This window comes from Haloparvum sedimenti, from assembly GCF_001462205.1.
Lineage (GTDB): Archaea > Halobacteriota > Halobacteria > Halobacteriales > Haloferacaceae > Haloparvum > Haloparvum sedimenti.
Window position 1 is genome coordinate 137,202 of record NZ_LKIR01000135.1, and the last position, 21,058, is coordinate 158,259.

Here is a 21,058-nt window from a genome sequence, read left to right on the forward strand (position 1 = left end):
GCGTTGCCGTCCCCAGCAGCAGGATCAACAGCAGTCACACAAACATCGTACAGAGAGTCGGCTGGGACTTTTTGGGCGTTGCCATCCCCAACAGCAGGATCAGCAACTCAGACAGAAAAACCGCACACCGAACAGCCAATCTCTGTGAACCGATCTCCGTCTTGCGCCTCAACCCCGTATCCGTCCTAGTCGTCCGCGACGCCGGCCGCGCACTCTCGGATCAGGCCGTCGAGGATCTCGGGGGTCGTCGGGTGGTAGGCGCGGTCGGGGATCTCGCGCACGTCGAGCTCCATCTCGACGGCCAGCTGGAGCGTCTTGGCCATCACGTCCGCGTGGTAGTGGAGGCCCTGCCAGCCCAGCACGGTGCCGTCCTCGGCGTCGACGACCATGCGCGCGAGGCCGTGGGGCACGTCCTTCGACTTGAAGACGCCGTCGTCGGAGGCCTGCCGCGTCGACGTGACCACGGAGTGGCCCGCCTCGACCGCGGAGCGGGGCGTGTGGCCGACGCGCGCGAAGGGGTAGACGCCGGTGCCCGAGAAGATGACGTGGTGGTGCACGTTTTGGTACGGCTCGATCGGATCGCCGCGGTCGTGGCTGAGGACGTTCTCGGCGGTGCGGTACCCCTGCTCCTTGGCGACGTGGAGGATCGGCTCGCGGCCGTTCGCGTCGCCGACGACGAAGGTGCGCTCGGCGTCCGGCGGTCGCATCGTCGCGTCGATCCAGTCGTCCTCGGGCTCCAGCGAGGTGTTCTCCAGGCCCAGCCGGTCGAGGTTTGGCTGCCGGCCGGTGAAACAGAACAGCGCCTCCGCGTCGACCGGGTCCGGGTCGCCGCGCTCGGGGTCGTCGCTCACGTCGGTGAGGTGGAGGCGGACGCCGTCGGCGGTCTCTTCGACGCGCTCCTCGTAGGCCTCGGTGACGACGTCGACCCCGAACTCCTCGGCGTAGATGTCCAGCAGGGCGTCGCCGAACTCGGGGTCCGCCTCGTCGATGGGCCGTTCGTCGTGTTCGACCACGGTGAGGTCGACGCCGTTCTCGGCGAGGTAGGGGACCAGCTCCAGCCCGACGTAGCCGAAGCCCATCACCACGCCGGAGTCGGGAAGGTCGGTCGCGTGGAGCACGTCCTTGCTCGTGTAGTAGTCGACCGCCTGCAGGCCGGGCGTCTCCGGAACCTTCGGCACCGAGCCGGTCGCGATCACGACGTAGTCGGCCTCGATGACGCGGTCGTCCACCTCGACGGTGCGGTCGTCGACGAACGTCGCGGGCTCGTGGATGAACTCCACGTCGTCGTCCTCCGCCATCGAGTGGATCGAGTCGCGGCGGTGCCCCGCCCAGTCGCGCGTGCGGTCGTTCTTCTCGGCGACCACCTGCTCCAGGTCGAGTTCGTGCGGCTCGCCCGTGAGCCGGCCGTCAGCGCGCCCCTGATAGCGGTGCGAGGCCGCCGAGAGGAGCTCCTTCGAGGGCATGCAACCCTCGAGGATGCAGAGCCCGCCGCCCGGGTCGCCGTCGTCGATGAGCGTCAGCTGCTCGACGCGCTTCCCGACGTGCGGGTACAACCCCTCCGCGACCGCGGCGCCGGCGCTCCCGTACGCGCCGATGACCACTACGTGCATACCGTTGCTGGCCGCCCCGCGCTACTAAGGGTTGTCCACCTGGACGCCGTCCGTGCACAGGCGGTGCGTCGCGGCCCAAGTGGCTGCGGTGTCGAGGCGGCGACAGTCGTGAGGTGGCAATACTGGGAGTGTGGCGACGGCGACTGGCCGACGGGTCGCGACCTCGGGGTCCCGATCGGATCGCGTGCTTAGGGCCGGCACCTCTCCGAACCTCCGACGACATTTCTTGACGAATCGATGCTGTTGTCGTCCAACAATGCGTATTCCTCCTGACGATCTCTATTTCCTTGAGGATATTTAAGGATAAGATTCATATAACAAACGTCCATCCATTCGAGTGCGAACGGTCGAAGATGAGGCGGGAACGGAGAAACGACCGACGACCGATCAACGAAACGGGGTGAAAATTCACGGAACTGAACGACACGCGCGAGCCCGCGGATGCTGGTCCGCGGCGCTCGCTCCGACCCGCCTTTCCAGGCACATGACGCGAGCGGTCGCTCGGGCCGGGTCCGCGGGACCCGTCGCGACCGCGACTCCGACGCGCTCGGACGGTGCTCGCCGCGGCGCGTCACCCTACCTGCAACTCCAGGCTGCTGCCACGCGGCGCCGGCTCCGGGAGGCCGGCGTTTTTCGGCTCTTCTGACGACCGACCGAGTCCGCCCCGAGAGCGACCGGCAGGTGTCGTTCTCACGGCCCGCCCGGCCGCGTGGGACAGGTTTTCCTCCCTCGGCCGCGGAGCCACGAGCGATGAGTCAGGAACCGGAGGCGGCGCCGTGACCGACACTCGGGTCGGCGTCGACGTCGGCGGCACGTTCACCGACGTGGCGCTCGTCCACGACGGGCGACTCACGACCGCGAAGGTCCCCACCACGGACGACCAGAGCGTCGGCGTGATGGCCGGCATCGAGAAGGCCTGCGACGAGGCCGGCATCGACCCCGACGCGATAGGGTCGTTCACGCACGCGATGACCGTCTCCGTCAACGCGCTGCTGGAGGAGGACGGCGCGACGACCGCGCTCGTCACCACGGCGGGATTCCGAGACGTGCTGGAGATCGGCCGACAGGACCGCCCCGCGCTGTACGATCTCCACGCCGAGAAGCCCGATCCGCTGGTCCCGCGGCGGCGGCGGTACGAGGTCGTGGAGCGCGCGACGACCGAGGGGATCGAGACGCCGGTCGCTCCCGCGGACGCTCGGGCGGTCGCGGCCGCCATCGCGGACGCCGACGAGGATGTGGAGGCCGTCGCCGTCTCGCTGCTGCACGCGTACGCCCACCCCGACAACGAGGCGACGGTCGCGCGGGTGCTCCGCGAGGAGTTGGACGTGCCGGTGTCGGTCTCTCACGAGGTGCTCGGGGAGTTCCGCGAGTACGAGCGCACCTCGACAACCGTCGTCGACGCGTACGTCACGCCGGCCATCGACCGCTACGTTGGGAACCTCACGGAGCGGGCCGCGGCGGCGGGCGTCCCTGAACCGCGGATCATGCAGGCGAACGGCGGCATCGCGAGCGCCGACGCGGTCCGCGAGCGCGCGGTGACGACCGCGATGTCGGGCCCCGCGGCGGGCGTCGTCGGTGCGGGCGCGCTCGGGATCCCGTTCGACGACCTCGTCACCTTCGACATGGGCGGCACCTCCAGCGACGTGAGCCTCGTCCGTGACGGCGAGGCGGAGCGCACCACGGAGGCCGAGATAAGCGGCCGCCCGGTCGGCGTGCCGATGGTCGACGTGGAGACCGTCGGCGCCGGTGGCGGCTCCGTCGCGTGGGTCGACGGCGGCGGCGCGCTCCGCGTGGGGCCGCGCTCGGCCGGCGCCGACCCCGGCCCGGCCTGCTACGGAAACGGGGGCACGGAGCCGACCGTCACCGACGCGAACGTCGTCCTCGGCTACATCGGGTCCGGGTCCGCGCTCGGCGGCGAGCTGGAACTCGACGTGACCGCCGCCCGCGACGCCTGCGCCCGGATCGCGCGGGAGGCGGACCTCGACGGCCCCCTCGCCGCCGCTCGCGGGATCTACCGGGTCGCCAACGCGAACATGGCGCGCGCGATAAGGAGCGTCACCGTCGAGCGTGGCCACGACCCCCGAAACTTCGCGCTGGCGGCGTTCGGCGGCGCCGGTCCGATGCACGCCGCCGCGCTCGCCGAGGACCTCGGGATGACGGACGTGCTCGTCCCCTACGCTGGCGGCGTGCTCTCGGCGTCGGGGCTGCTCGCGGCCGGCGAGAAACACGACGCCGTGCGGACGCGCCGCGAGGCGCTCGCGGCGGTCGACGCCGACGCGGTCGCCGACGCGCTGGCGGAGTTAGCGGCGGACGTGCGTGCCCGTGCGGTCGGCGACCCGCCAGTCGAGTTCGCGGCCGACTGCCGCTACGCGGGCCAGAGCTTCGAGCTGACCGTCCCCGTCGAGGGGCCGGCGTTCGATCCCGAAGCGACCGCGGAGCGGTTCGAGGCTGCCCACGAGGCGACGTACGGCTACCGGATGGACGACCCCGTCGAGCTGGTGAACCTCCGGGCCACCGCCACGGGCGAGGCGACGCCCGTCGACCCCGGATACGTCGGCGGCGAGTCCGTCGCCGCGGCGCGGACCGGGACCAGAACCGCGCACTTCGGAGAGTCCGATGACGATTCGGAACGCTCCGCTCCCGGCCGCGAGACGCCGGTCTACGACCGCGACGCGTTCCCGGTCGACGGCGTGGTCGAGGGGCCGGCCGTGCTGGAGCAGGCCGAGACGACCGTCGTCGTTCCACCCGACTGGACCGGTACGGTGCTCGCGGACGGGACGCTCCACATGGCGCTGGGCGCCGAGGCCGGCGAGCAGGGAGGGGCCGGCGATGTCTGAGACCGCCCTCGATCCGGTCGAACTGGAGATCCTGCGGAACCAGCTGGAGGGCGTCGCCGAGGAGATGGGTCAGACGCTGATCCGCGGCGCCTACTCCCCGAACATCAAGGAGCGGCGCGACTGCTCGACGGCGCTGTTCGACGCCGACGGGCGCATGGTCGCACAGGCCGAGCACATCCCGGTCCACCTCGGGGCGATGCCGGCCGCGGTCGAGGCCGTCCTCGCGGAAGAGCCCGGTCCCGAGGACGTGTACGTGCTCAACGACCCCTTCGCGGGGGGGACGCACCTCCCCGACGTGACGATGGTCTCGCCGGTGACCGTCGAGGGCGAAGTCCTCGGCTACGCCGTCTCGCGCGCCCACCACGCCGACGTGGGCGGGTCAACGCCCGGAAGCATGCCCGCCGGCGCGCGCGAGGTGTACGAGGAGGGGCTCCGGCTCCCGCCGGTGCCGCTCGTCGTCGACGGCGAGATAAATCCGGACGTGATGGGCGTCCTGCTGGCGAACGTCAGGAACGCCGACGAGCGCCGCGCGGACCTCCGGGCGCAGATCGCCGCCAACGAGCGCGCGGACGAGCGCCTCGGGGATCTCGTGGCGGACCACGGCATCGAGACGATCGAGGCCGCCTTCGACGCCGTGATCGACTACTCGCGCGACCGCATGACCGACGCGATCGCCGCCCTCCCGGACGGGACCTACGAGGCCGCGGACGTGCTGGAGGGCGACGGCGTCACCGACGACGAGATCCCGGTTCGCGCCGCGGTGACCGTCGACGGCGACCGGGTCGCGGTCGACTTCTCGGGTACCGCCGACCAGGTGCCCGGCAACGTGAACGCGCCGCTCGCGGTCGCCACGAGCGCGGTCTACTTCGTTGTGCGTTGCGTGACCGACCCCGAGATCCCGCCCAACCAGGGGTGTTACGACCCCGTCGAGGTGTCCGTTCCCGAGGGGAGCCTGCTGAACCCCGACCCGCCGGCCGCGGTCGTCGGCGGGAACGTGGAGACGAGCCAGCGCGTCACGGACGTGGTGCTGTCGGCGTTCGCCGAGACCGCGCCCGACCGCGTCCCGGCGGCCGGACAGGGGACGATGAACAACCTCATCATCGGCGCGCGCGGTGCCGACTCGTTCGGCTACTACGAGACCATCGGCGGCGGGTTCGGCGGCCGCCCGACGAAAGACGGGATGGACGGCGTGCAGGTCGGGATGACCAACACGCTCAACACGCCGGTCGAGGCCTTGGAGGCGGAGTACCCGCTCCGCGTCGAGCGCTACGCGCTCCGGTCCGACTCCGGCGGCGACGGCGCGCACCGCGGCGGCCTCGGCATCGAGCGCGCGGTCCGCGTCGAGGTCCCCGCGTCCGTCTCCCTCCTGACCGAGCGCCGGCGCGTCGGTCCGCCCGGACTCGCGGGCGGCGCGGACGGCGCGGTCGGCGAGAACCTGATCGACGGCGACCCGGTCCCCGCCAAGACGACGCGCGACGTGCCTGCCGGCGCGGTCGTCACCGTCCGCACGCCGGGCGGCGGCGGCCACGGCGACCCGACCGACCGCGACCCGGCGGCCCGCGAGCGCGACCGTGCGGACGGAAAGGTGACTGACGAGGTATGATCCGGATCTCCCCATCGATCCCCGCGCACCGTTGCGGTTACCGCCTGTAACCCGGTTGTGTGAAGTAACTATAAATCGGTGGCACGCGAAGGGCCGGTATGGCCGACACGGACGCCGAGATGGCGGTCTGGTGTGCCGGCGAGGACTGGTGCCCGATCACCACGACCGCCACCCTCATCGGCAAGAAGTGGCACCCGGTCGTCATTCATCGCCTGCTGGAGAACGGCCCGCTCGGGTTCAACGCGCTCAAGGAGGAGGTCGACGGCATCTCCGGGAAGGTCCAGTCGGACGTGCTCGACGACCTGGAGGAGAACGGCTTCGTGGATCGCGCCGTCGTGAGCGAGAAGCCGTTCCGGGTCGAGTACTCGCTGACGGAGCGTGGCCGCTCGCTGGAACCGGTGATCGTGGCGATGCGTGACTGGGGACTCGAACACCTGACCGCGCCCGAGGAGGACTGAGGTGGCGTCGCAGCGTCGGCGATGCGGTAGGCCGCCGACGCCGGGCCCGCCGTCAGGACCGTAGTTTGACCGCGCCCGCGACGAGCAGGAGCGCAAGCGCCGTCACGACCCCGGTGACGAGCGCGCCGCGGGCGTCGGTCGCCCCGGTCGAGAAGGCGCTGACCGAGGCGGTTCCGCCGCCGACGGCCGCGCCGCCGACGATCCCGCCGAGCCCGAGACAGCAGAGGCTCACCAGGCCGACGAACGTGAGCGACCCCAGCAGGCCGTCGTCGCTCATCGCGACTCGGTCTTCTCGGCGGGTGGCTTCCGACGTTCCTCGTGTTCGAACGCGAACTCCCCGGTCCGGATCATCTCCAGCGTCTCCGCGACGGAGGGGCGGTCGCCCCAGAAGGTGCCGTAGTACGCGAAACGGACGGTGCCGCTCGGGTCGATCACGACCGTCGCCGGCCGGTTGATGTACTCCGCGTGGACCGCGAACGCCATCGGGTCGACGCCGTACCGCGCGCCGACCGCGCCCGCCCGGTCGAGCAGGTGCGGCCACCAGACCTGCTCGGTGTACGCCTCGACGAACGGCTCGTCCGCGAACCAGTACTCCGGCTCCAGCTCGCGGCCGACCATCACGCTGCCGCGGTAGCGCTCGTGACACTCGACGGTCGCGACGGAGACGTCCGCCTCGGCGAACGCCTCGCGCAGCTCGATCAGCTCGTCGAACTCGCGGTGACAGACCGGACACCAGTCCGCGAACACCCAGATCAGGACGGTCCAGCCGTCGCCGACGTGGTCCGAGAGCGCCCACTCCTCCCCCTCGACCGTCGGGAGCGAGAACTCGGGCGCCTCGTCGCCCGCGGAGCGCCGCCCGAAATCGTCGGGGTCTAGCGAGCGGAAGGCCTCGGCCAGCTCGTCCTCGGCGACCGCGCCCTTCCCGATCCGGTCGACGGCGAGTTCGGCCTGGTGGCGTACGTCCTTCGAGCCGTCGCTCGCTGCCCGGTCGCGGAGCAGGTCGAGCGCCCCCTCGGCGCCGATCCGCCCGAGCGCGACCGTCGCCGCCGACCGCGCCAGCGGGTCGGGGTCCTCGCGGACGACACGTTCGAGGGCCGGAACCGCACCGTCTGCCCGCAGAACGCCGAGCGCGGTCGCGGCGACGGTGCGCACCTGCACGTCGTCGTCCGCGAACCCCGCGGCGATCTCCCCCACTGCGTCGGTCCCGGCGCGAACGAGGTCGCGGACCGCCAGCAGCCGGACGCGCCAGTCGCCGTCGTCGAGGTCCGCGATCCCGTGTTCCCCGAGCTCGCGGTCGACCGTGAAGCTGTCCTCGTCGACCGGGTGGAACGCGTGTTCGCGGACGCGCTCGAACGCGTCCGTGATCCGATTCGTCGGCCCGGCATCCCGATCGGCGTCGGTCATGTTCGGCCGATCGGTCCCCGCGAGTGTAAGTGGCGAGGTGACCGGAACGTTACCCTGCGCGTCGAAGCGGTGACGGGCGGCGATGCGGTCGGGGCGGGGACGGGTTTCGAGCTCCGACCTGCGGACTGAGCCTCGGACCTCGCCGAAACGTTTTTTTTGTCTCCGTGACGATATCGCAATCATTCATGTCCGATCCCGGAGGGCCCTCCCTGAGAGACCGGATCGGCGGGCGTCGCGTCGAGAAACTGCTGGGCGTGGGGTTCGTTCTCTCGGGGGTCGCGGCGTTCGTGGCACCGTTCGCGCTGCTTCGCGGGCTCTCGTCCGCGTGGGTCCTCGGCCTGTTCCTCGGCGGCGGGTTCCTGATCCTGCTCGGCGGGCTGTTTCTGTCCGAGCGGACGCCGGTCGGAGACGGTGCTCGGTTCGTCGGGTGACCTCTTCGGGGACGCCGCTTGACGGCCCCGAAGCTCACCCCACGAGCTCGATCAGGACGAACAGCGACGCGACGGACGCCAGCGTGGTGACGAAGACGTTGAGCGAGGCGAACTCCGCGTCGCCGCCGAGCTCGGTCGCGAAGACGTACGTCGACACCGCGGTCGGCATCCCGAGCATGAGCACCGCGGCGGTGAAGGTGGCGGCGTCGACGCCGAAGCCGGCGAAGACGGCCACCGCGATGGCGGGCATCACGACCGTCTTCATGACCACGACCGAACCGGTCGCGCCGAGGTCGATCTCGGGGGCGTCCACGTCGAGCGAGGCACCGACGCACAACAGCGCGAGCGGCAGGGCCAGCGACCCGAGCCAGTCGAGACCAGTCGCGGCGGGGGCAGGGACGGCGAGGTTCGCCGTCCCGACCGCGATCCCGGCCACGAGCGCGATCAGGACCGGGTTGCGCGCGAGGTCGGTGAGTTCCCCGCGGACGTTCGCCTCCGCGCCGTTGACCACCGACAACAGCGTGACCGTCAACGGGACCTGGACGAGCGCGCCGATCCCGAGGATCACGCTCGCGACCGCGGTCACCTCCGCGTCGAACGTCGCGGCGATCAGCGGAACCCCGAGGTAGCCGAGGTTCGAGTGGTACGACTGCACGACCGCGACGCTCCGGCGCGCCGGGGACGCGCGGCCGCGGTTGACCAGCCACGCGACGCCCGCGGTCCCCAGCAGGACGAGGACGACGCCGGCCAGCAGCGCGGGCGTCACCACCGCCAGCACCGACTGGTCGTACGTCGCGACGAAGATCAGCGCCGGCAGCGCGACGTAGTAGGCGACCGCGTTCAGGCGCGCGGTCCGCGCCGCGTCGAGCACGCCGCTCGCCCGAAGCCCGGTGCCGACGAGCAGCAGGACCAGCAGGGCCAGCAGCCGGGCGAGAACCTCCATATGCGACCGAGAGGATCCGCGCCTTTGACTCGCACGGATCCGTTCCGGCTCCGTACCCTGCCGCTCAATCCGCGTCGAGAAGCGCCGACAGCCGCGACGAGAGCGCGTCGAACGACGCCTCCGTGACCGCGTGCCCCTCCCCCACCGCCACGTCGACGGTCACGTCCGCGTCGGCCGCCTCGAACGTCGCCGCCGTCTCGCGCACGCGGTCGACGGAGACGTGCGGGTCGTCGTCGCTACTCCCCAGGAAGGTCAGCGTACCGGAGAGCGACCCGTCGACGCGGCGTTCCTCCGCGCTGTTCCTCGGGAGCGCGCCGGCGAGGACGAAGACGCCACCGTACTCGCGTGGATGTCGCGCCGCGAACTCCGCGGCGACGCAGGCGCCCTGCGAGAAGCCGACCACGATGACGCGCTCCGGGGGGATTCCGGCGGCCGCGGCCGTCTCGACCGCGTCCCGGACGCGCCCCACCGCGCTCGTGAGGTGCGGCTCGTTGACGGACCGTGGCGCGTCGAACGCCTCGGGGAACCACCGGCTCCGCTCGGCGGCGGGCGCGAGAAGGGCGACGCCGTGGCGGTAAACGGGGTCGAACAGGTTGATGATCCCCTGTGCGGTCGCGCCGCGTCCGTGGAGCAGGACGACCGCGACCTCGGCCGCCGCCGCGGGCGCGCCGGCCGTGAGCAGGGGCTCGTCGCCGTGCGGGTCGGCCCCTGCTGAGGCTTTTTGTCCGTCGTCCGAACCGGAGCCGCTCACGGTCGGCGGGCCTCCGCGGGGAGGTTGAGGTCCGGAAGCTGGCTCTCGATCAGGTCGCGGTCCTCGGCGAACCGCGGGGGAAGGTAGAGTCCCTCGTCCCCGCGCGGGCCGCGTGCGACTCCCTCGCCGGGAGCCGGGTCGGTGGCGATCTCGATCAGGATCCCCCCGGGCTCGCGGACGTACAGCGAGTGGAAGAAGTGTCTGTCCTTGACGCGCGAGACGTCGTACTCGCGATCGCGGAACAGGTCGTGCCACGCGTACAGCTCGTCGATATCCGCCGCCCGGACCGCGAGGTGGTGGTAGGTCCCCGGCCCCTCTCGGCCGAAGTCGGCGCTTCTGTCGAGCACGTCGACGATTCGGCCGGCGGCCGTCGTCTCGCCGTTCGTACCGTCGGTGCCGACCGCTCGACGCTCCTCGCCCGTCGCTCGGTACCGCACGCGATCGCCCGCCTGCCCGACGCGCTCGAAGCCGAGCGTCTCCAGCGCGCCCGCGGTGGCGTAGGGATTCACCGAGAGCAGGGAGACGCCCGCGATCCCGCGGATCCCGTACTCCTCCGGCACCGGTCCCTCGATCTCGGGCGGCACCGAACTCCCCGCAGTGACCAGTTCAAGGTGGGTGCCGTCCGGGTCCGCGAACCGGAGCGCGCGCTCGTCGAAGCGCTCGGTCGGCCCCTCGACCGCGACCCCGCGGTCGCGGAGGCGGTCGGCCCAGTAGCCGAGCGAGCCCTCGGGGACCGCGAGCGCGGCCGCCGTCGGTTGCGGCTTCCCGACGCGACCGGGGTCCGCGGCGTCTCCGTACGGGAAGAACGTGAGGACGCTCCCCGGGCGACCGTCCGGCGCCCCGTAGTAGAGGTGATACGCCAGCATGTCCTCGAAGTTGACCGTGCGCGTCAGGAAGCGGAGTCCCAGCGTTCCCGCGTAGAAGGCGGCATTGTCGGCCGCCCCGCCCGCGATCCCGGTGACGTGGTGGATCCCGGGCGTGTCCGTGAGGTCCGGCATTCGCTCGTGGTTGGTGCGGCGGCGAGAAAACGCTCCCGGCTCCGCTTAGCGAAGCGGATCGATCGCCGTTTCCAGTCGCGTGAGGTCCGGAACGGCGTCGAAATCGTCGTCGAACCCGTAGAGGTACTCCGTGTCGGTTCTCTGTGCGTACGCGACGATGGTGGCGTCCACGAACGAGAGGTCCGGATAGCGACGAAAGATCGCTTGTGCGGCGTTGAAGTCGGCGCGTGGCGCGTGGACGATCTCGAAATGCGCGCCTTCGATGAGCCGGTCGAGCATCCCTGCCGCCGGATCCGGGCCGAGCTTCTCCCGGCAGAGGTTGAGCGTCTCTGCGACGACGTAGTTCGTGACGTGTGCCTCGGGGAGTTCTCCATGGTCGATCCCGCGGACGATGTCGAGAGCCGGTTCGTTGTACTCGTCGCGTGCACTCGCGCTCGCGAAGAGGACGTTCGTGTCGAGGAGCGCCGGCATCACTCGCTACCGAACCCCGTCTCGGCCTCGACCGCGTTCGTCTCGCCGGCGTCGACGGGTTCGAAATCGTCGAAGACGCCCTCTCGTTGGTGGACGATCTCGACGGCGATCTCTCCGTCAGCGTCGACGTTCCAGCGCAACTTGTCTCCCGGTCCGATGTCGAGACGCTCTCGGATGTCGGCGGGAATGGTCGTCATTCCCGAGTCACTGACGGTGGTCTCTTCGGCCCCTTCGTCTGCGGCCATGCGTGACGATACGGCCGCACCCCACATACATGTTCCTCTACATGTGGTCGAACGTCACGCGGTCTTCTCTCGGGGGACGAAGACGGAGCCCCGAAATCGGCCGGTGGCGTTATTCCGTGATCTGGACGATGTTGCCGTTCGCGGAGACGTGGAGGTCACGCCCCTGCTTGTACCCCTGACTCTTGGCGAGGTCGACGTAACCCGAGAGGCCCTTGAGGTTCTGGTGGGCGGGGATGATCTGTTCCGGCTGGAGCGTCTGGAGCATCTCGTAGTGACCCTCCTGGCTCAGGTGGCCGGAGACGTGGATGTCGTCGTAGATGCGGGCGCCCTGCATCTTCAGCAGCGACTCCGCCTGGTAGCGCTGGCCCTCGTTGGTCGGCTCCGGAATGATGCCGGCCGAGAAGACGACCTTGTCGCCGTCCTCCAGTTCGTAGGGGGTCTCGCCGCGGCCCATCCGGGTGAGCATCGCGCGCGGCTCGCCCTGGTGGCCGGTGACGATCGGGAGGTAGTTCTCCTTGCCCTCGTTCATGATCCGCTTGAACGCGCGGTCGACGGACTTGCGGTGGCCGTACATCCCCAAGTCGTCGGGGAAGGGGACGCCGAGCCGCTCGGCGGTGCCGGAGTACTTCTCCATCGACCGGCCCAGCAGCACGGGGGTGCGGCCGATCTCCTGTGCGAACTCGATGAGCGACGTGACCCGCGCGACGTGGGACGCGAACGTCGTGGCGACGATGCCGCCGTCGTAGTCCTGCATGCTCATCAGCGCGTCGCGCAGCTCCGAGCGCGCGACCTTCTCGCTGGGGGTGCGGCCCTTTCGGTTCGCGTTCGTACAGTCCTCGATGTAACAGAGGACGCCGTCGCCCTCGCTGCCGATCTCACCGAAGCGGTCCATGTCGATCGGGTCGCCGAGCGTCGGCGTGTGGTCCAGGCGCTTGTCGAGCCCGTAGACGATGGCGCCCTCCGGCGTGTGGAGGACGGGGTTGATCGCCTCGATGGTGGAGTGGGTGACGTTGACGAACTCCATCTCCAGGTTCCCGGAGTCGCCGATGGGCATCGTGCCGCCGGCGCGCATCTTCACCAGGTCGTTGTCCAGCGTGAACTTGCGCTCCCACTCCAGCGAGTCCTTGATCAGCTCGATGGTGAACGGCGTGGCGACGACGGGCGCGTCGTAACGGTGGGCCAGCTTCGGGATGGCGCCGATGTGGTCGAGGTGGCCGTGCGTGGGGACGATGGCCTGCACCTCGCCGCCGAGCTCCTGCATGAGCCGGTCGTCCGGGATGGCGCCCATGTCGATCAGGTCGAGGCTGTGCATGTTCTCCGTCTCCACGTCGTCGTGGATCAGGACCTTGCTCAGGTTCAGCCCCATGTCGAAGACGACCACGTCGTCGTCCGCGCGCACTGCCGTCATCTGCCGTCCGACTTCCTCGTAACCGCCGATTGTCGCGATCTCGATTTCCATAGTGTCCTCCGATCAGGGGCCGTCCCGGAGTCCCTCTGGAACGGTCGGCCGGTCCGCGCAACGGTCGCGTCCGCGGAGGGCCGCCCCGTCCGTCGTGGAGGTCTGCTCGGGGACGGCACCCTTTCGGTTACGTGAGGATCCGTATGCGACACATAAATAGGCGTGGATCATGGGCTCTCGCCGCTCCGACTCCTGCAGACCCGGTTTACGCGCCCGCCGATCTTTCCGATCGACTGCGATACTGGGTATAGCGACGTGTTTGTGTCTGTTTTCTGTTACTGGGCGGTGTTTTTGTGACTGCTGTCGATCCTGCTGCTGGGGACAGCAACACCCAGAAAGCCCCAGCCGGCTCTCTGGACGCGGTTTTTGTGTCTGTTGCAGATCCTGCTGCGTGGAACAACACCATCCAGAAAGCCCCAGCCGGCTCTCTGGACGCGGTTTTTGTGTCTGTTGCAGATCCTGCTGCGTGGAACAACACCATCCAGAAAGCCCCAGCCGGCTCGACCGCGCCGCGCCTCGCTGCGCTCCTCGCTCTCAGCACCGCCCGCTGCGGTGCTTACGTCGTCGGGGCGGGTTCGAGCCGGCTGCCCCTTTCAGTCCCACCCACCGCAACCGCACCACGGGCCTCGCACCTCCCCAGCCTCGGCGGCGGCGCGGCCGCGGGACCGCACCGCAATGCGGCCGCGCCGCCGCCTCCCTCGCGCGGTCGCGGCGACACAAGGTCGCCGCGGCGCGCGCCGACAGCACGGCACCGCAACCGCACCGCTCCGTGACCGCACAGCACCGCACCGCCACGAGTTTCAGAAAAGCGAGGTGTCTGAATCGGTCTGCATCACTCAGTATCGGGCGAATGCGAATCCGGGCGGATGGCGAAGCTCCGAGTTTTAAGTGAACGCACGGAAACCGACCAATCATGTTCGAGATCGCACCGGTTGACGCCGCGCTGGTCGTCGCCGGCCTATTGCTGGCGTTCGTCGGCGCGGCGGTGTCGGTCTACGCCGTGACGCTGACCGGACTGCTGGTCGGGGCAGGTGCAGGCTACGCGCTGGCGCCGACGCTGACGGGGTTCCTCGCTGTCGAGGGCGCGGTGCTCTCGGCGGTCGCGGTGCTGGGCGGCGCGGCGGTCGGCGCGTTCGTCGCGTACTCCGGGCTGTCGTTCGCGGTGCTGGGGATCGGCGCGGTCGTCGGCGGGTTCCTCGGCCGGTTCGTGGCGGGGCCGCTGTACGCCGGCGGGGCGGGCGGGCTGGAGGGGACGCTCCTGCTCGCGGGCGCCACGCTCGCGGGCGTCGCAGTGGGCGCCGTGTTCGGGTTCGTCCTCACGCGCTCGACGCTCGTGGTCTCGACCGCGTTCATCGGCGCCGCGTTCGCCACTCGGTCGCTGACGCGCGCGGAGTTCGCCGCGGCCGGGAGCGAACTCGCGCTCGATCCCCTGCTGTTCGACCCGGTTGCGCCCGCGTTCCTCGGGGTGTTCGCGCTCGGCGTGCTCTCGCAGTTCGGGCTGTTCAAGTTCGGCTACGTGACGAAACTCGTCGCGCTGATGCCCGGTGCGCGCCGGTGGACCGCAAGCGACGACGACTGAGCGGCGTCGACTGAGCGGCGCCGACCGACGACCGCGGCCGGCGGGGTCAGTCGTACTCGTAAAAGCCGCGGCCGGTCTTCTTGCCGAGGTCGCCCGCGTCGACTTTCCGCTTGACCAGGTAGGCTGGCTTGTAGCGGTCGCCGAGCTCCTCGTGGAGCGTCTCGCTGGCGTCGAGCACGATGTCAAGCCCGATGTGGTCCGCGAGTTCGAGCGGGCCCATCGGGACGTTCGTGCCGAGTTTCATCCCCGTGTCGATGTCCGCCTTCGTGGCGACGCCCTCGTCGTACGCGCGGACGCCCTCGTTGATCCACGGCATCAGGATGCGGTTGGTGACGAAGCCGGGCTTGTCGTCGGACTCCCACGTCTCCTTGCCGAGCGCCTCCGCGAACGCGTGTGCGAATTCGACCGCCTCGGGAGCCGTGCGCTCGCCGGTGACCACCTCGACGCCGGTCATGATCGGGACCGGGTTCATGAAGTGGAGGCCGACGACGCGCTCGGGGCTGTCGGTCGCGCTCGCGATGGTCGTGATAGAGAGCGTGGAGGTGTTCGTCGCCAGCACCGCCTCCGCGTCGACCACGTCCTCCAGGTCGGCGAAGATGTCCCGCTTTATCGCCATCTCCTCGACGGCCGCCTCGACGACGAGGTCGGCCTCGGAGAGGTCGCTGAGTTCGGTCGTCCCCGCGATCCGGTCGCGGATCGCGTCGGGATCCTCGTCGAGTTTGCCCTTCTCGTCGAGTCGGGAAAGGCTCGACGCGATACTGTCGAAGCCGTTCTCGACGTACTCGTCCTCGATGTCGCGCATCACCACGTCGTAGCCCGCGGTCGCGGCGACCTGCGCGATCCCGTTGCCCATCGTGCCGGCGCCCACGACGCCGACCGTCTCGATGTCGTCCAGCCCTCGCATGGGTGTCCCTGCCGACTCGGGGGTGGTAAGCGTACCGGAGCGCCGGTTCTTCCTGTCGAGAATCGCGGAGAAAGCTTCAAGTGCCGGATCCGCGAACGGCCGACAACGGGTGACAGAGCTTGGCCGACGACGACGCCGACGCTGACGCCGCCGCTGGCTCCGACGCTGACGCCGACGACCAGCCGAGCGGCGAACCTGTCCCGACCGACCTGAAGTGGGTCGGTCCAGCGACGGCAGACGCGTTCGCGGACGCCGACCTGACGGCCGCCGACGTGACCGACAAGCGCGTCTCCTACCGGATCCTCGTGGAGGCAGGCGTCAACCCCGGCGTCGCCGCGAAGATCCGCCGCGAACACTCGCTGTCGTGGTCGTTCGAGGCGGGCGACGGGCTGGCCAGCCGGTCGACGCAGGTCCGCGGCTTCGGCGACGAGGAGGCCGCGTGGGTCGCCGCCTCCTCGGGCGACTGGGAGGAGCGCGCGGACGCGGCGGCCGAGGAACAGTCGGCCGAGGACGCGAACGCGGACGAGGCGGCCTGGGTCGCGGACGCGATGGGCGGCGGCGCGGATCCCGCGGAGACGGACGGAAGCGGTGATCCGACCGCCGCCGAGGCGGCGTGGCGCGAGCGCTCGGCGCCGACCCCACCGACCGACCTCGACGCGGTCGACGAGACGGCGGCGGACCTGCTGGCGGAGGCCGGCATTACCTCGGTCCGAAGTCTCGCGACCGCGGACCCCGAACACGTCGCCGACGTGCTCGAACTCGACCCCGACGACGTGACCGCGTGGTACGAGGCGGCCCGCCGTGCCGACGACTGATCGGCTGGCGTTCGTCCGCCGCCGCCGGACGTCGAGGACGACTATTTACTCATCGAGTAGTAAGCGTTTTGGGACCTATGAGGGAGTTTCTGAGGCACTCATGAGTGCTGTCGAGATCTCTCGCCCGTTTGTTCTAAAAACGGTCTTCACCACAGTCTTTTTATCTGATCTTACCGCAGTTCGAACCGATGATACCTCACGCGGACGAGGCGATAACGCGCGACGGGAAGGCGTTGATCCTCGCGTACGACCACGGACTCGAACACGGGCCGGTCGACTTCGACCCTAACCCGGCGACCGCCGACCCAGAGCGGGTGTTCGAACTCGCGGGTCACGATGCGGTGACCGCGCTGGCCGTACAGAAGGGCGTCGCTGAGGCGTACTACGGCGACTACGCGGACGACGTCGCGCTCCTCCTGAAGCTCAACGGGACCTCCAACCTCTGGATGGGCGAGCCCGACTCCGCGGTCAACTGCTCCGTCGAGTACGCGGCCGAGATCGGCGCGGACGCGGTCGGGTTCACGCTCTACGGCGGCTCGAACCACGAGGTCGAGATGGCCGAGGAGTTCCGCGACGCGCAGGAGGCCGCCCGCGACCGCGACCTGCCGGTGGTCATGTGGTCGTACCCCCGCGGTCAGGGGCTGAAGGACGACACCGCGCCGGAGACGATCGCCTACGCGGCCCGGCTCGGACTGGAACTCGGCGCGGACATCGCGAAGGTGAAGTATCCCGGTTCGCCCGAGGCGATGGAACAGGCGACCAGCATGGCCGGCCCGACGAAGGTCATCATGTCTGGCGGTTCCAAGACCGACGACCTCGCGTTCCTGCAGACGGTGAAGGGGGCGCTCGACGGCGGCGCGAAGGGGCTCGCCGTCGGGCGGAACGTCTTCCAGCGCGAGAATCCCGAGCAGATCCTGGACGCGCTGGAGGCGGTGATCTTCGGCGGGAGCGAGCCGCGCGAGGCGCTCCGGGAGGCCAACGGCGAGGTTCACGACGCCGCGCTCGACTGATGAGGGGCGACGCTACCGCCCGCGACCACGAGCGCGTCGTCGAGGCCGTCTTCGACGCCGTCGCCGCGAGCGCCCCCGAGGTCCGCGACGCGCTGCCCGGCCGCCGCGTCGAGAGCGGGGCGGAGAACCCCTCCGGAGAGTCGGTGCTGGCGGCCGACGAGTACGCCGACGACCTGCTCGCGGACCGGATCGCCGCCGTCGACGGCGTCGGAACGTACGCCAGCGAGGAGCGGCCGGAGCCGGTCGACTGCGGCGACGGGCTGAGCGTCGCGGTCGACCCCCTCGATGGCTCTTCGAACCTCAAGTCGAACAACGCCATGGGCACGGTCGTCGGCGTCTACGACGCCCCGCTCCCCGCGCCCGGCACCGCGCTCGTCGGCGCCGGCTTCGTGCTCTACGGCCCGATCACCACGATGGTCGTGGCGACCGAGGCGGGCGTCCGCGAGGAGGTGATCGGAAGCACCCGCGAGGTCGTCACGGGAGAGCTGACGCTCCCGGAGCGCCCCACCGTCTACGGCTTCGGCGGACGCGTGCCGGACTGGCCCGACGACTTCCGGGCGTTCGCCCGCGGGGTGGAGGAGGACCTCAAGCTCCGATACGGCGGCGCGATGGTCGGCGACGTGAATCAAGTGCTCACCTACGGCGGGCTGTTCGCGTACCCCGCGCTCGCCGATGCGCCCGACGGGAAGCTCCGGCTCCAGTTCGAGGCGAACCCGATCGCGTACGTGGTCGAACGGGCCGGCGGCGCCTCCTCCGATGGTCGACGGTCGATCCTCGAGGTACCGGCCGGGGACCTCCACGAGCGCGTCCCGCTCCACGTCGGCAACGCCGCACTTATCGACCGGCTGGAGTCGACGCTCGGATAGGCGAGGGGCAACCCCGCCCCGCAGTCGCCGACTGCCCACGACTCCGCCCCGCGATCGTGCATGGAAAACCATTTGCGATCCGGCACAAATTTTGCGCGCATGAAGGTGCACGTAGGCGAGGGCGCGACCGCGGACGAAGCGGCCGCCATCGCGCAGTCGCTGGCCGACCACCTCGGCGCCGACGTCGAGGTGTACGTCGGCGAGGCGGCCGACCCCGCCGCGACCGCCGCGCCGAGCGAGCCGGAGTACCCCCTCGACGACGGCCGCGGACCGACAGACCGCGAACGGGACCTGCGGGCGGAGATCGACGACATCCTGCAGGGCGGCCCCGAGAAGTACAAGGATCGGCTGCCGAAGCAGGGGAAGCTGTTCGTCCGCGACCGGCTGGACCTCTGGTTCGGCGGCGATCAGGGGACCGGCGGGCCGGGCGACGCGGACGCCTCCGAGGGGGCGCCGACCGGGCTGCGCTTCGAGGACGGCAAGTTCGCCGCCTTCGACGACTGGCACCCGAATGCGCCCGACGGCGACGAGTACGACGAGGGCGACCGCGTCCCCGGCGACGGCCTGCTGACCGGCGCCGCGGAGTTCGAGGGCCGCGATGTCCACTTCATGGCCAACGACTTCACCGTGAAGGCGGGGTCGATGGCCGCGAAGGGCGTCGAGAAGTTCCTGCGGATGCAACAGCGCGCGCTCAAGACGGGGAAGCCGGTGCTGTACCTGATGGACTCCTCGGGCGGCCGGATCGACCAGCAGACCGGCTTCTTCGCCAACCGCGAGGGGATCGGGAAGTACTACTACAACCACTCATTGCTGTCCGGCTACGTCCCGCAGATCTGCGTGCTCTACGGCCCCTGTATCGCGGGCGCGGCCTACACCCCCATCTTCGCGGACTTCACCGTCATGGTCGAGGGGATGTCCGCGATGGCGATCGCCTCCCCGCGGATGGTGAAGATGGTCACCGGCGAGGAGATCGAGATGGACGCGCTCGGCGGCCCGCGAGTCCACGCCGAGGAGTCCGGCTCCGCCGACCTCGTCGCTCGCGACGAGGCGCACGCCCGCGAACTCGTCTCCGAGCTGATCACCTACCTCCCCGATCAGGCCGGCGAGAAACCGCCGCGAGCCGAGACGAAGCCGCCGAAGTTCTCGCCGGAGGGGATCGACGAGCTGATCCCCGAGTCGCCGAACCGCGCCTACGACGTGCACGACCTGCTCGACCGGCTCGCAGACGCGGAGTCGGTCTTCGAGCTCCGGGAGTCGTACGGGAAGGAGATCGTCACCGCCTTCTGTCGGATCGACGGCCGCCCGGTCGGCGTCGTCGCCAACCAGCCGACCGAGCGCTCGGGGGCCATCTTCCCGGACGCCGCCGAGAAGGCCGCGGAGTTCATCTGGACCTGCGACGCCTACGAGATCCCCCTGCTGTACCTCTGTGACACGCCCGGCTTCATGGCCGGCTCGCAGGTCGAGAAGGACGCCATCCTCGAGAAGGGGAAGAAGATGATCTACGCCACCTCCTCCGCCACGGTTCCGAAGCAGACCGTCGTCACGCGAAAGGCGTACGGCGCGGGGATCTACGCGATGGGCGGCCCCGCCTACGACCCCGAGAGCGTCATCGGGCTCCCGTCCGGCGAGATCGGTATCATGGGTCCGGAGGCCGCGATCAACGCCGTCTACGCCAACAAGCTCGACGCCATCGACGACCCCGAGGAGCGCGCGGAGCGCGAGCAGGAGCTCCGCGAGGAGTACCGACGCGACATCGACATCCACCGCATGGCCAACGAGGTCGTCGTCGACGAGATCGTTCCGCCCTCGGAACTGCGCGCCGAACTCGCCGCCCGCTTCGACTTCTACGCGGATGTCGAGAAGGACCTGCCCGACAAGAAGCACGGGACGGTCCTGTAACCGAGATAGCTATTTCTCGCACCGGCCCGAAAAGTCGACCATGAGCCATCGACCGCGGGACGAACGTGGAGAGGGCGGGCGTGCCGACGAGTGGGACAGATCGATCGACGAGCGCTACCGGCTCCGGTTCGTCGACTCGGTCGTGGCGGACCTGCGGGAAGCGCTCGGGCGCTTTCCGGCTTCATTCAGGGACCGTCTCGGACTAGACGAGGACCTCCCCGAGCCGGACTACCGGTTCACCGAGGGGAGCCTCGACGACGAGAGCGCGGCGCAGTTCTGTCGGGACGCAGCCAACCTGCTGTGGGAGTTCGACTCCGTCCGCGATCGCCTCGAGAGCGACGGAGTACAGCCCCTGGACACCGACCGGATGACGACGCTGTTCCGGGGGCTCCAGCTGCTTGATGACTCCCTGGACCGGCTCAGCGCGAGTCTGACCGGGCGCCTAACTGCGGCCGGGAAAAAGGCGCTCTCCAAGATCCAGCAGACGGTGTCCAACGTCGTGTCGAACTGGTGGCGGCTCGTCGCCGGCTACACGACGCTCGACAACTGGAGCCTCGGCGGGGGGATCGGGACGTCGGTTCCCGGGTTCTCGGGGACCGTCGACGCTCGACTCACGTTCGGCCCGTGACGACCGCCCGCCTCGAGTCCTGACAGTCGGCACCTGTCGCGAGCTCGACCCCGCGTCCTTATGACGACGCCGCGCGAGCGACGGACATGGTCACCGTCGGCGACAAGGCCCCGGACTTCATCGCGCCCGCGGTCGTCGACGGAGCGG

The 21,058-nt window shown here is 70.1% G+C and carries 20 protein-coding genes; 10 read left to right on the forward strand and 10 right to left on the reverse strand.

Annotated features, from left to right (window positions below; translation table 11 throughout):
- Positions 1-185: 185 nt before the first annotated feature.
- Entirely contained in the window at positions 186-1,610 is a 1,425-nt protein-coding gene (locus AN233_RS12665) for a dihydrolipoyl dehydrogenase family protein (protein ID WP_058367137.1), read from the reverse strand.
- 776 nt (positions 1,611-2,386) lie between these two features.
- On the opposite strand from AN233_RS12665, the gene AN233_RS12670 reads away from it, so the two are divergent.
- The 3 genes from AN233_RS12670 (at position 2,387) to AN233_RS12680 (ending at position 6,508) form a co-directional block, all read left to right on the forward strand.
- Positions 2,387-4,447 carry a hydantoinase/oxoprolinase family protein gene (locus AN233_RS12670; RefSeq protein ID WP_058367138.1) on the forward strand — a complete coding sequence of 687 codons (2,061 nt, stop codon included), beginning with the start codon at positions 2,387-2,389 and terminating at the stop codon, positions 4,445-4,447.
- Positions 4,440-6,050 carry a hydantoinase B/oxoprolinase family protein gene (locus AN233_RS12675; protein WP_058367139.1) on the forward strand — a complete coding sequence of 537 codons (1,611 nt, stop codon included), beginning with the start codon at positions 4,440-4,442 and terminating at the stop codon, positions 6,048-6,050. Before AN233_RS12670 ends, AN233_RS12675 begins: the two co-directional genes overlap by 8 nt.
- Positions 6,051-6,148: 98 nt before the next feature.
- A complete protein-coding gene (locus AN233_RS12680) occupies positions 6,149-6,508 on the forward strand; it encodes a winged helix-turn-helix transcriptional regulator (protein WP_058367140.1) in 360 nt (119 codons plus the stop codon).
- A gap of 52 nt (positions 6,509-6,560) precedes the next feature.
- Here the strand turns inward: AN233_RS12680 and AN233_RS12685 are convergent, their stop codons facing one another.
- On the reverse strand, positions 6,561-6,785 hold the full coding sequence (locus AN233_RS12685; RefSeq protein ID WP_058367141.1) for a hypothetical protein: 225 nt from the start codon (positions 6,783-6,785) through the stop codon (positions 6,561-6,563).
- Positions 6,782-7,912, reverse strand: a complete 1,131-nt coding sequence (locus AN233_RS12690) for a redoxin domain-containing protein (protein ID WP_058367142.1) — start codon at positions 7,910-7,912, stop codon at positions 6,782-6,784. The genes AN233_RS12685 and AN233_RS12690 overlap by 4 nt, the downstream gene beginning before the upstream one ends.
- A 185-nt stretch (positions 7,913-8,097) precedes the next feature.
- Here AN233_RS12690 and AN233_RS12695 point away from each other — a divergent pair, with 185 nt between their 5' ends.
- Complete coding sequence (locus AN233_RS12695; protein WP_058367143.1) at positions 8,098-8,343, forward strand: hypothetical protein; 246 nt, start codon at positions 8,098-8,100, stop codon at positions 8,341-8,343.
- A 34-nt stretch (positions 8,344-8,377) separates the two neighbouring features.
- On the opposite strand, the gene AN233_RS12700 is transcribed toward AN233_RS12695, so the two are convergent.
- The 6 genes from AN233_RS12700 to AN233_RS12725 form a co-directional block, all read right to left on the reverse strand.
- On the reverse strand, positions 8,378-9,286 hold the full coding sequence (locus tag AN233_RS12700) for an AEC family transporter (protein WP_058367144.1): 909 nt from the start codon (positions 9,284-9,286) through the stop codon (positions 8,378-8,380).
- Positions 9,287-9,350: 64 nt separating this feature from the next.
- The gene (locus AN233_RS12705) at positions 9,351-10,037 is read right to left on the reverse strand and encodes an alpha/beta hydrolase (RefSeq protein WP_058367145.1); all 687 of its coding nucleotides are present in this window, start codon (positions 10,035-10,037) and stop codon (positions 9,351-9,353) included.
- Complete coding sequence (locus tag AN233_RS12710) at positions 10,034-11,035, reverse strand: VOC family protein (protein WP_058367146.1); 1,002 nt, start codon at positions 11,033-11,035, stop codon at positions 10,034-10,036. The genes AN233_RS12705 and AN233_RS12710 overlap by 4 nt, the downstream gene beginning before the upstream one ends.
- Before the next feature lie 45 nt (positions 11,036-11,080).
- Positions 11,081-11,506, reverse strand: a complete 426-nt coding sequence (locus AN233_RS12715) for a type II toxin-antitoxin system VapC family toxin (protein ID WP_058367147.1) — start codon at positions 11,504-11,506, stop codon at positions 11,081-11,083.
- On the reverse strand, positions 11,506-11,751 hold the full coding sequence (locus AN233_RS12720; RefSeq protein WP_058367148.1) for an AbrB/MazE/SpoVT family DNA-binding domain-containing protein: 246 nt from the start codon (positions 11,749-11,751) through the stop codon (positions 11,506-11,508). Before AN233_RS12720 ends, AN233_RS12715 begins: the two co-directional genes overlap by 1 nt.
- A 109-nt stretch (positions 11,752-11,860) precedes the next feature.
- Positions 11,861-13,210: an RNase J family beta-CASP ribonuclease gene (locus tag AN233_RS12725; RefSeq protein ID WP_058367149.1), complete on the reverse strand. Its 1,350-nt coding sequence runs from the start codon at positions 13,208-13,210 to the stop codon at positions 11,861-11,863.
- Positions 13,211-14,123: 913 nt separating this feature from the next.
- Between AN233_RS12725 and AN233_RS12730 the strand changes: the two genes are divergently transcribed.
- Entirely contained in the window at positions 14,124-14,789 is a 666-nt protein-coding gene (locus tag AN233_RS12730) for a hypothetical protein (RefSeq protein WP_058367150.1), read from the forward strand.
- Positions 14,790-14,835: 46 nt separating this feature from the next.
- Here the strand turns inward: AN233_RS12730 and AN233_RS12735 are convergent, their stop codons facing one another.
- A complete protein-coding gene (locus AN233_RS12735; RefSeq protein ID WP_058367151.1) occupies positions 14,836-15,693 on the reverse strand; it encodes a 3-hydroxyacyl-CoA dehydrogenase family protein in 858 nt (285 codons plus the stop codon).
- Between the two features lie 119 nt (positions 15,694-15,812).
- On the opposite strand from AN233_RS12735, the gene AN233_RS17425 reads away from it, so the two are divergent.
- The 5 genes from AN233_RS17425 (at position 15,813) to AN233_RS12760 (ending at position 20,911) form a co-directional block, all read left to right on the forward strand.
- Complete coding sequence (locus AN233_RS17425; RefSeq protein ID WP_058367152.1) at positions 15,813-16,508, forward strand: DUF7409 domain-containing protein; 696 nt, start codon at positions 15,813-15,815, stop codon at positions 16,506-16,508.
- Positions 16,509-16,696: 188 nt separating this feature from the next.
- Complete coding sequence (locus tag AN233_RS12745; protein ID WP_058367153.1) at positions 16,697-17,518, forward strand: class I fructose-bisphosphate aldolase; 822 nt, start codon at positions 16,697-16,699, stop codon at positions 17,516-17,518.
- Positions 17,518-18,384: a class 1 fructose-bisphosphatase gene (locus AN233_RS12750; RefSeq protein WP_058367154.1), complete on the forward strand. Its 867-nt coding sequence runs from the start codon at positions 17,518-17,520 to the stop codon at positions 18,382-18,384. The genes AN233_RS12745 and AN233_RS12750 overlap by 1 nt, the downstream gene beginning before the upstream one ends.
- 99 nt (positions 18,385-18,483) lie before the next feature.
- Complete coding sequence (locus AN233_RS12755; protein ID WP_058367155.1) at positions 18,484-20,283, forward strand: acyl-CoA carboxylase subunit beta; 1,800 nt, start codon at positions 18,484-18,486, stop codon at positions 20,281-20,283.
- A 40-nt stretch (positions 20,284-20,323) separates the two neighbouring features.
- Positions 20,324-20,911, forward strand: coding sequence for a hypothetical protein (locus tag AN233_RS12760; RefSeq protein WP_058367156.1), 588 nt, complete (start codon positions 20,324-20,326; stop codon positions 20,909-20,911).
- Positions 20,912-21,058: the final 147 nt, after the last annotated feature.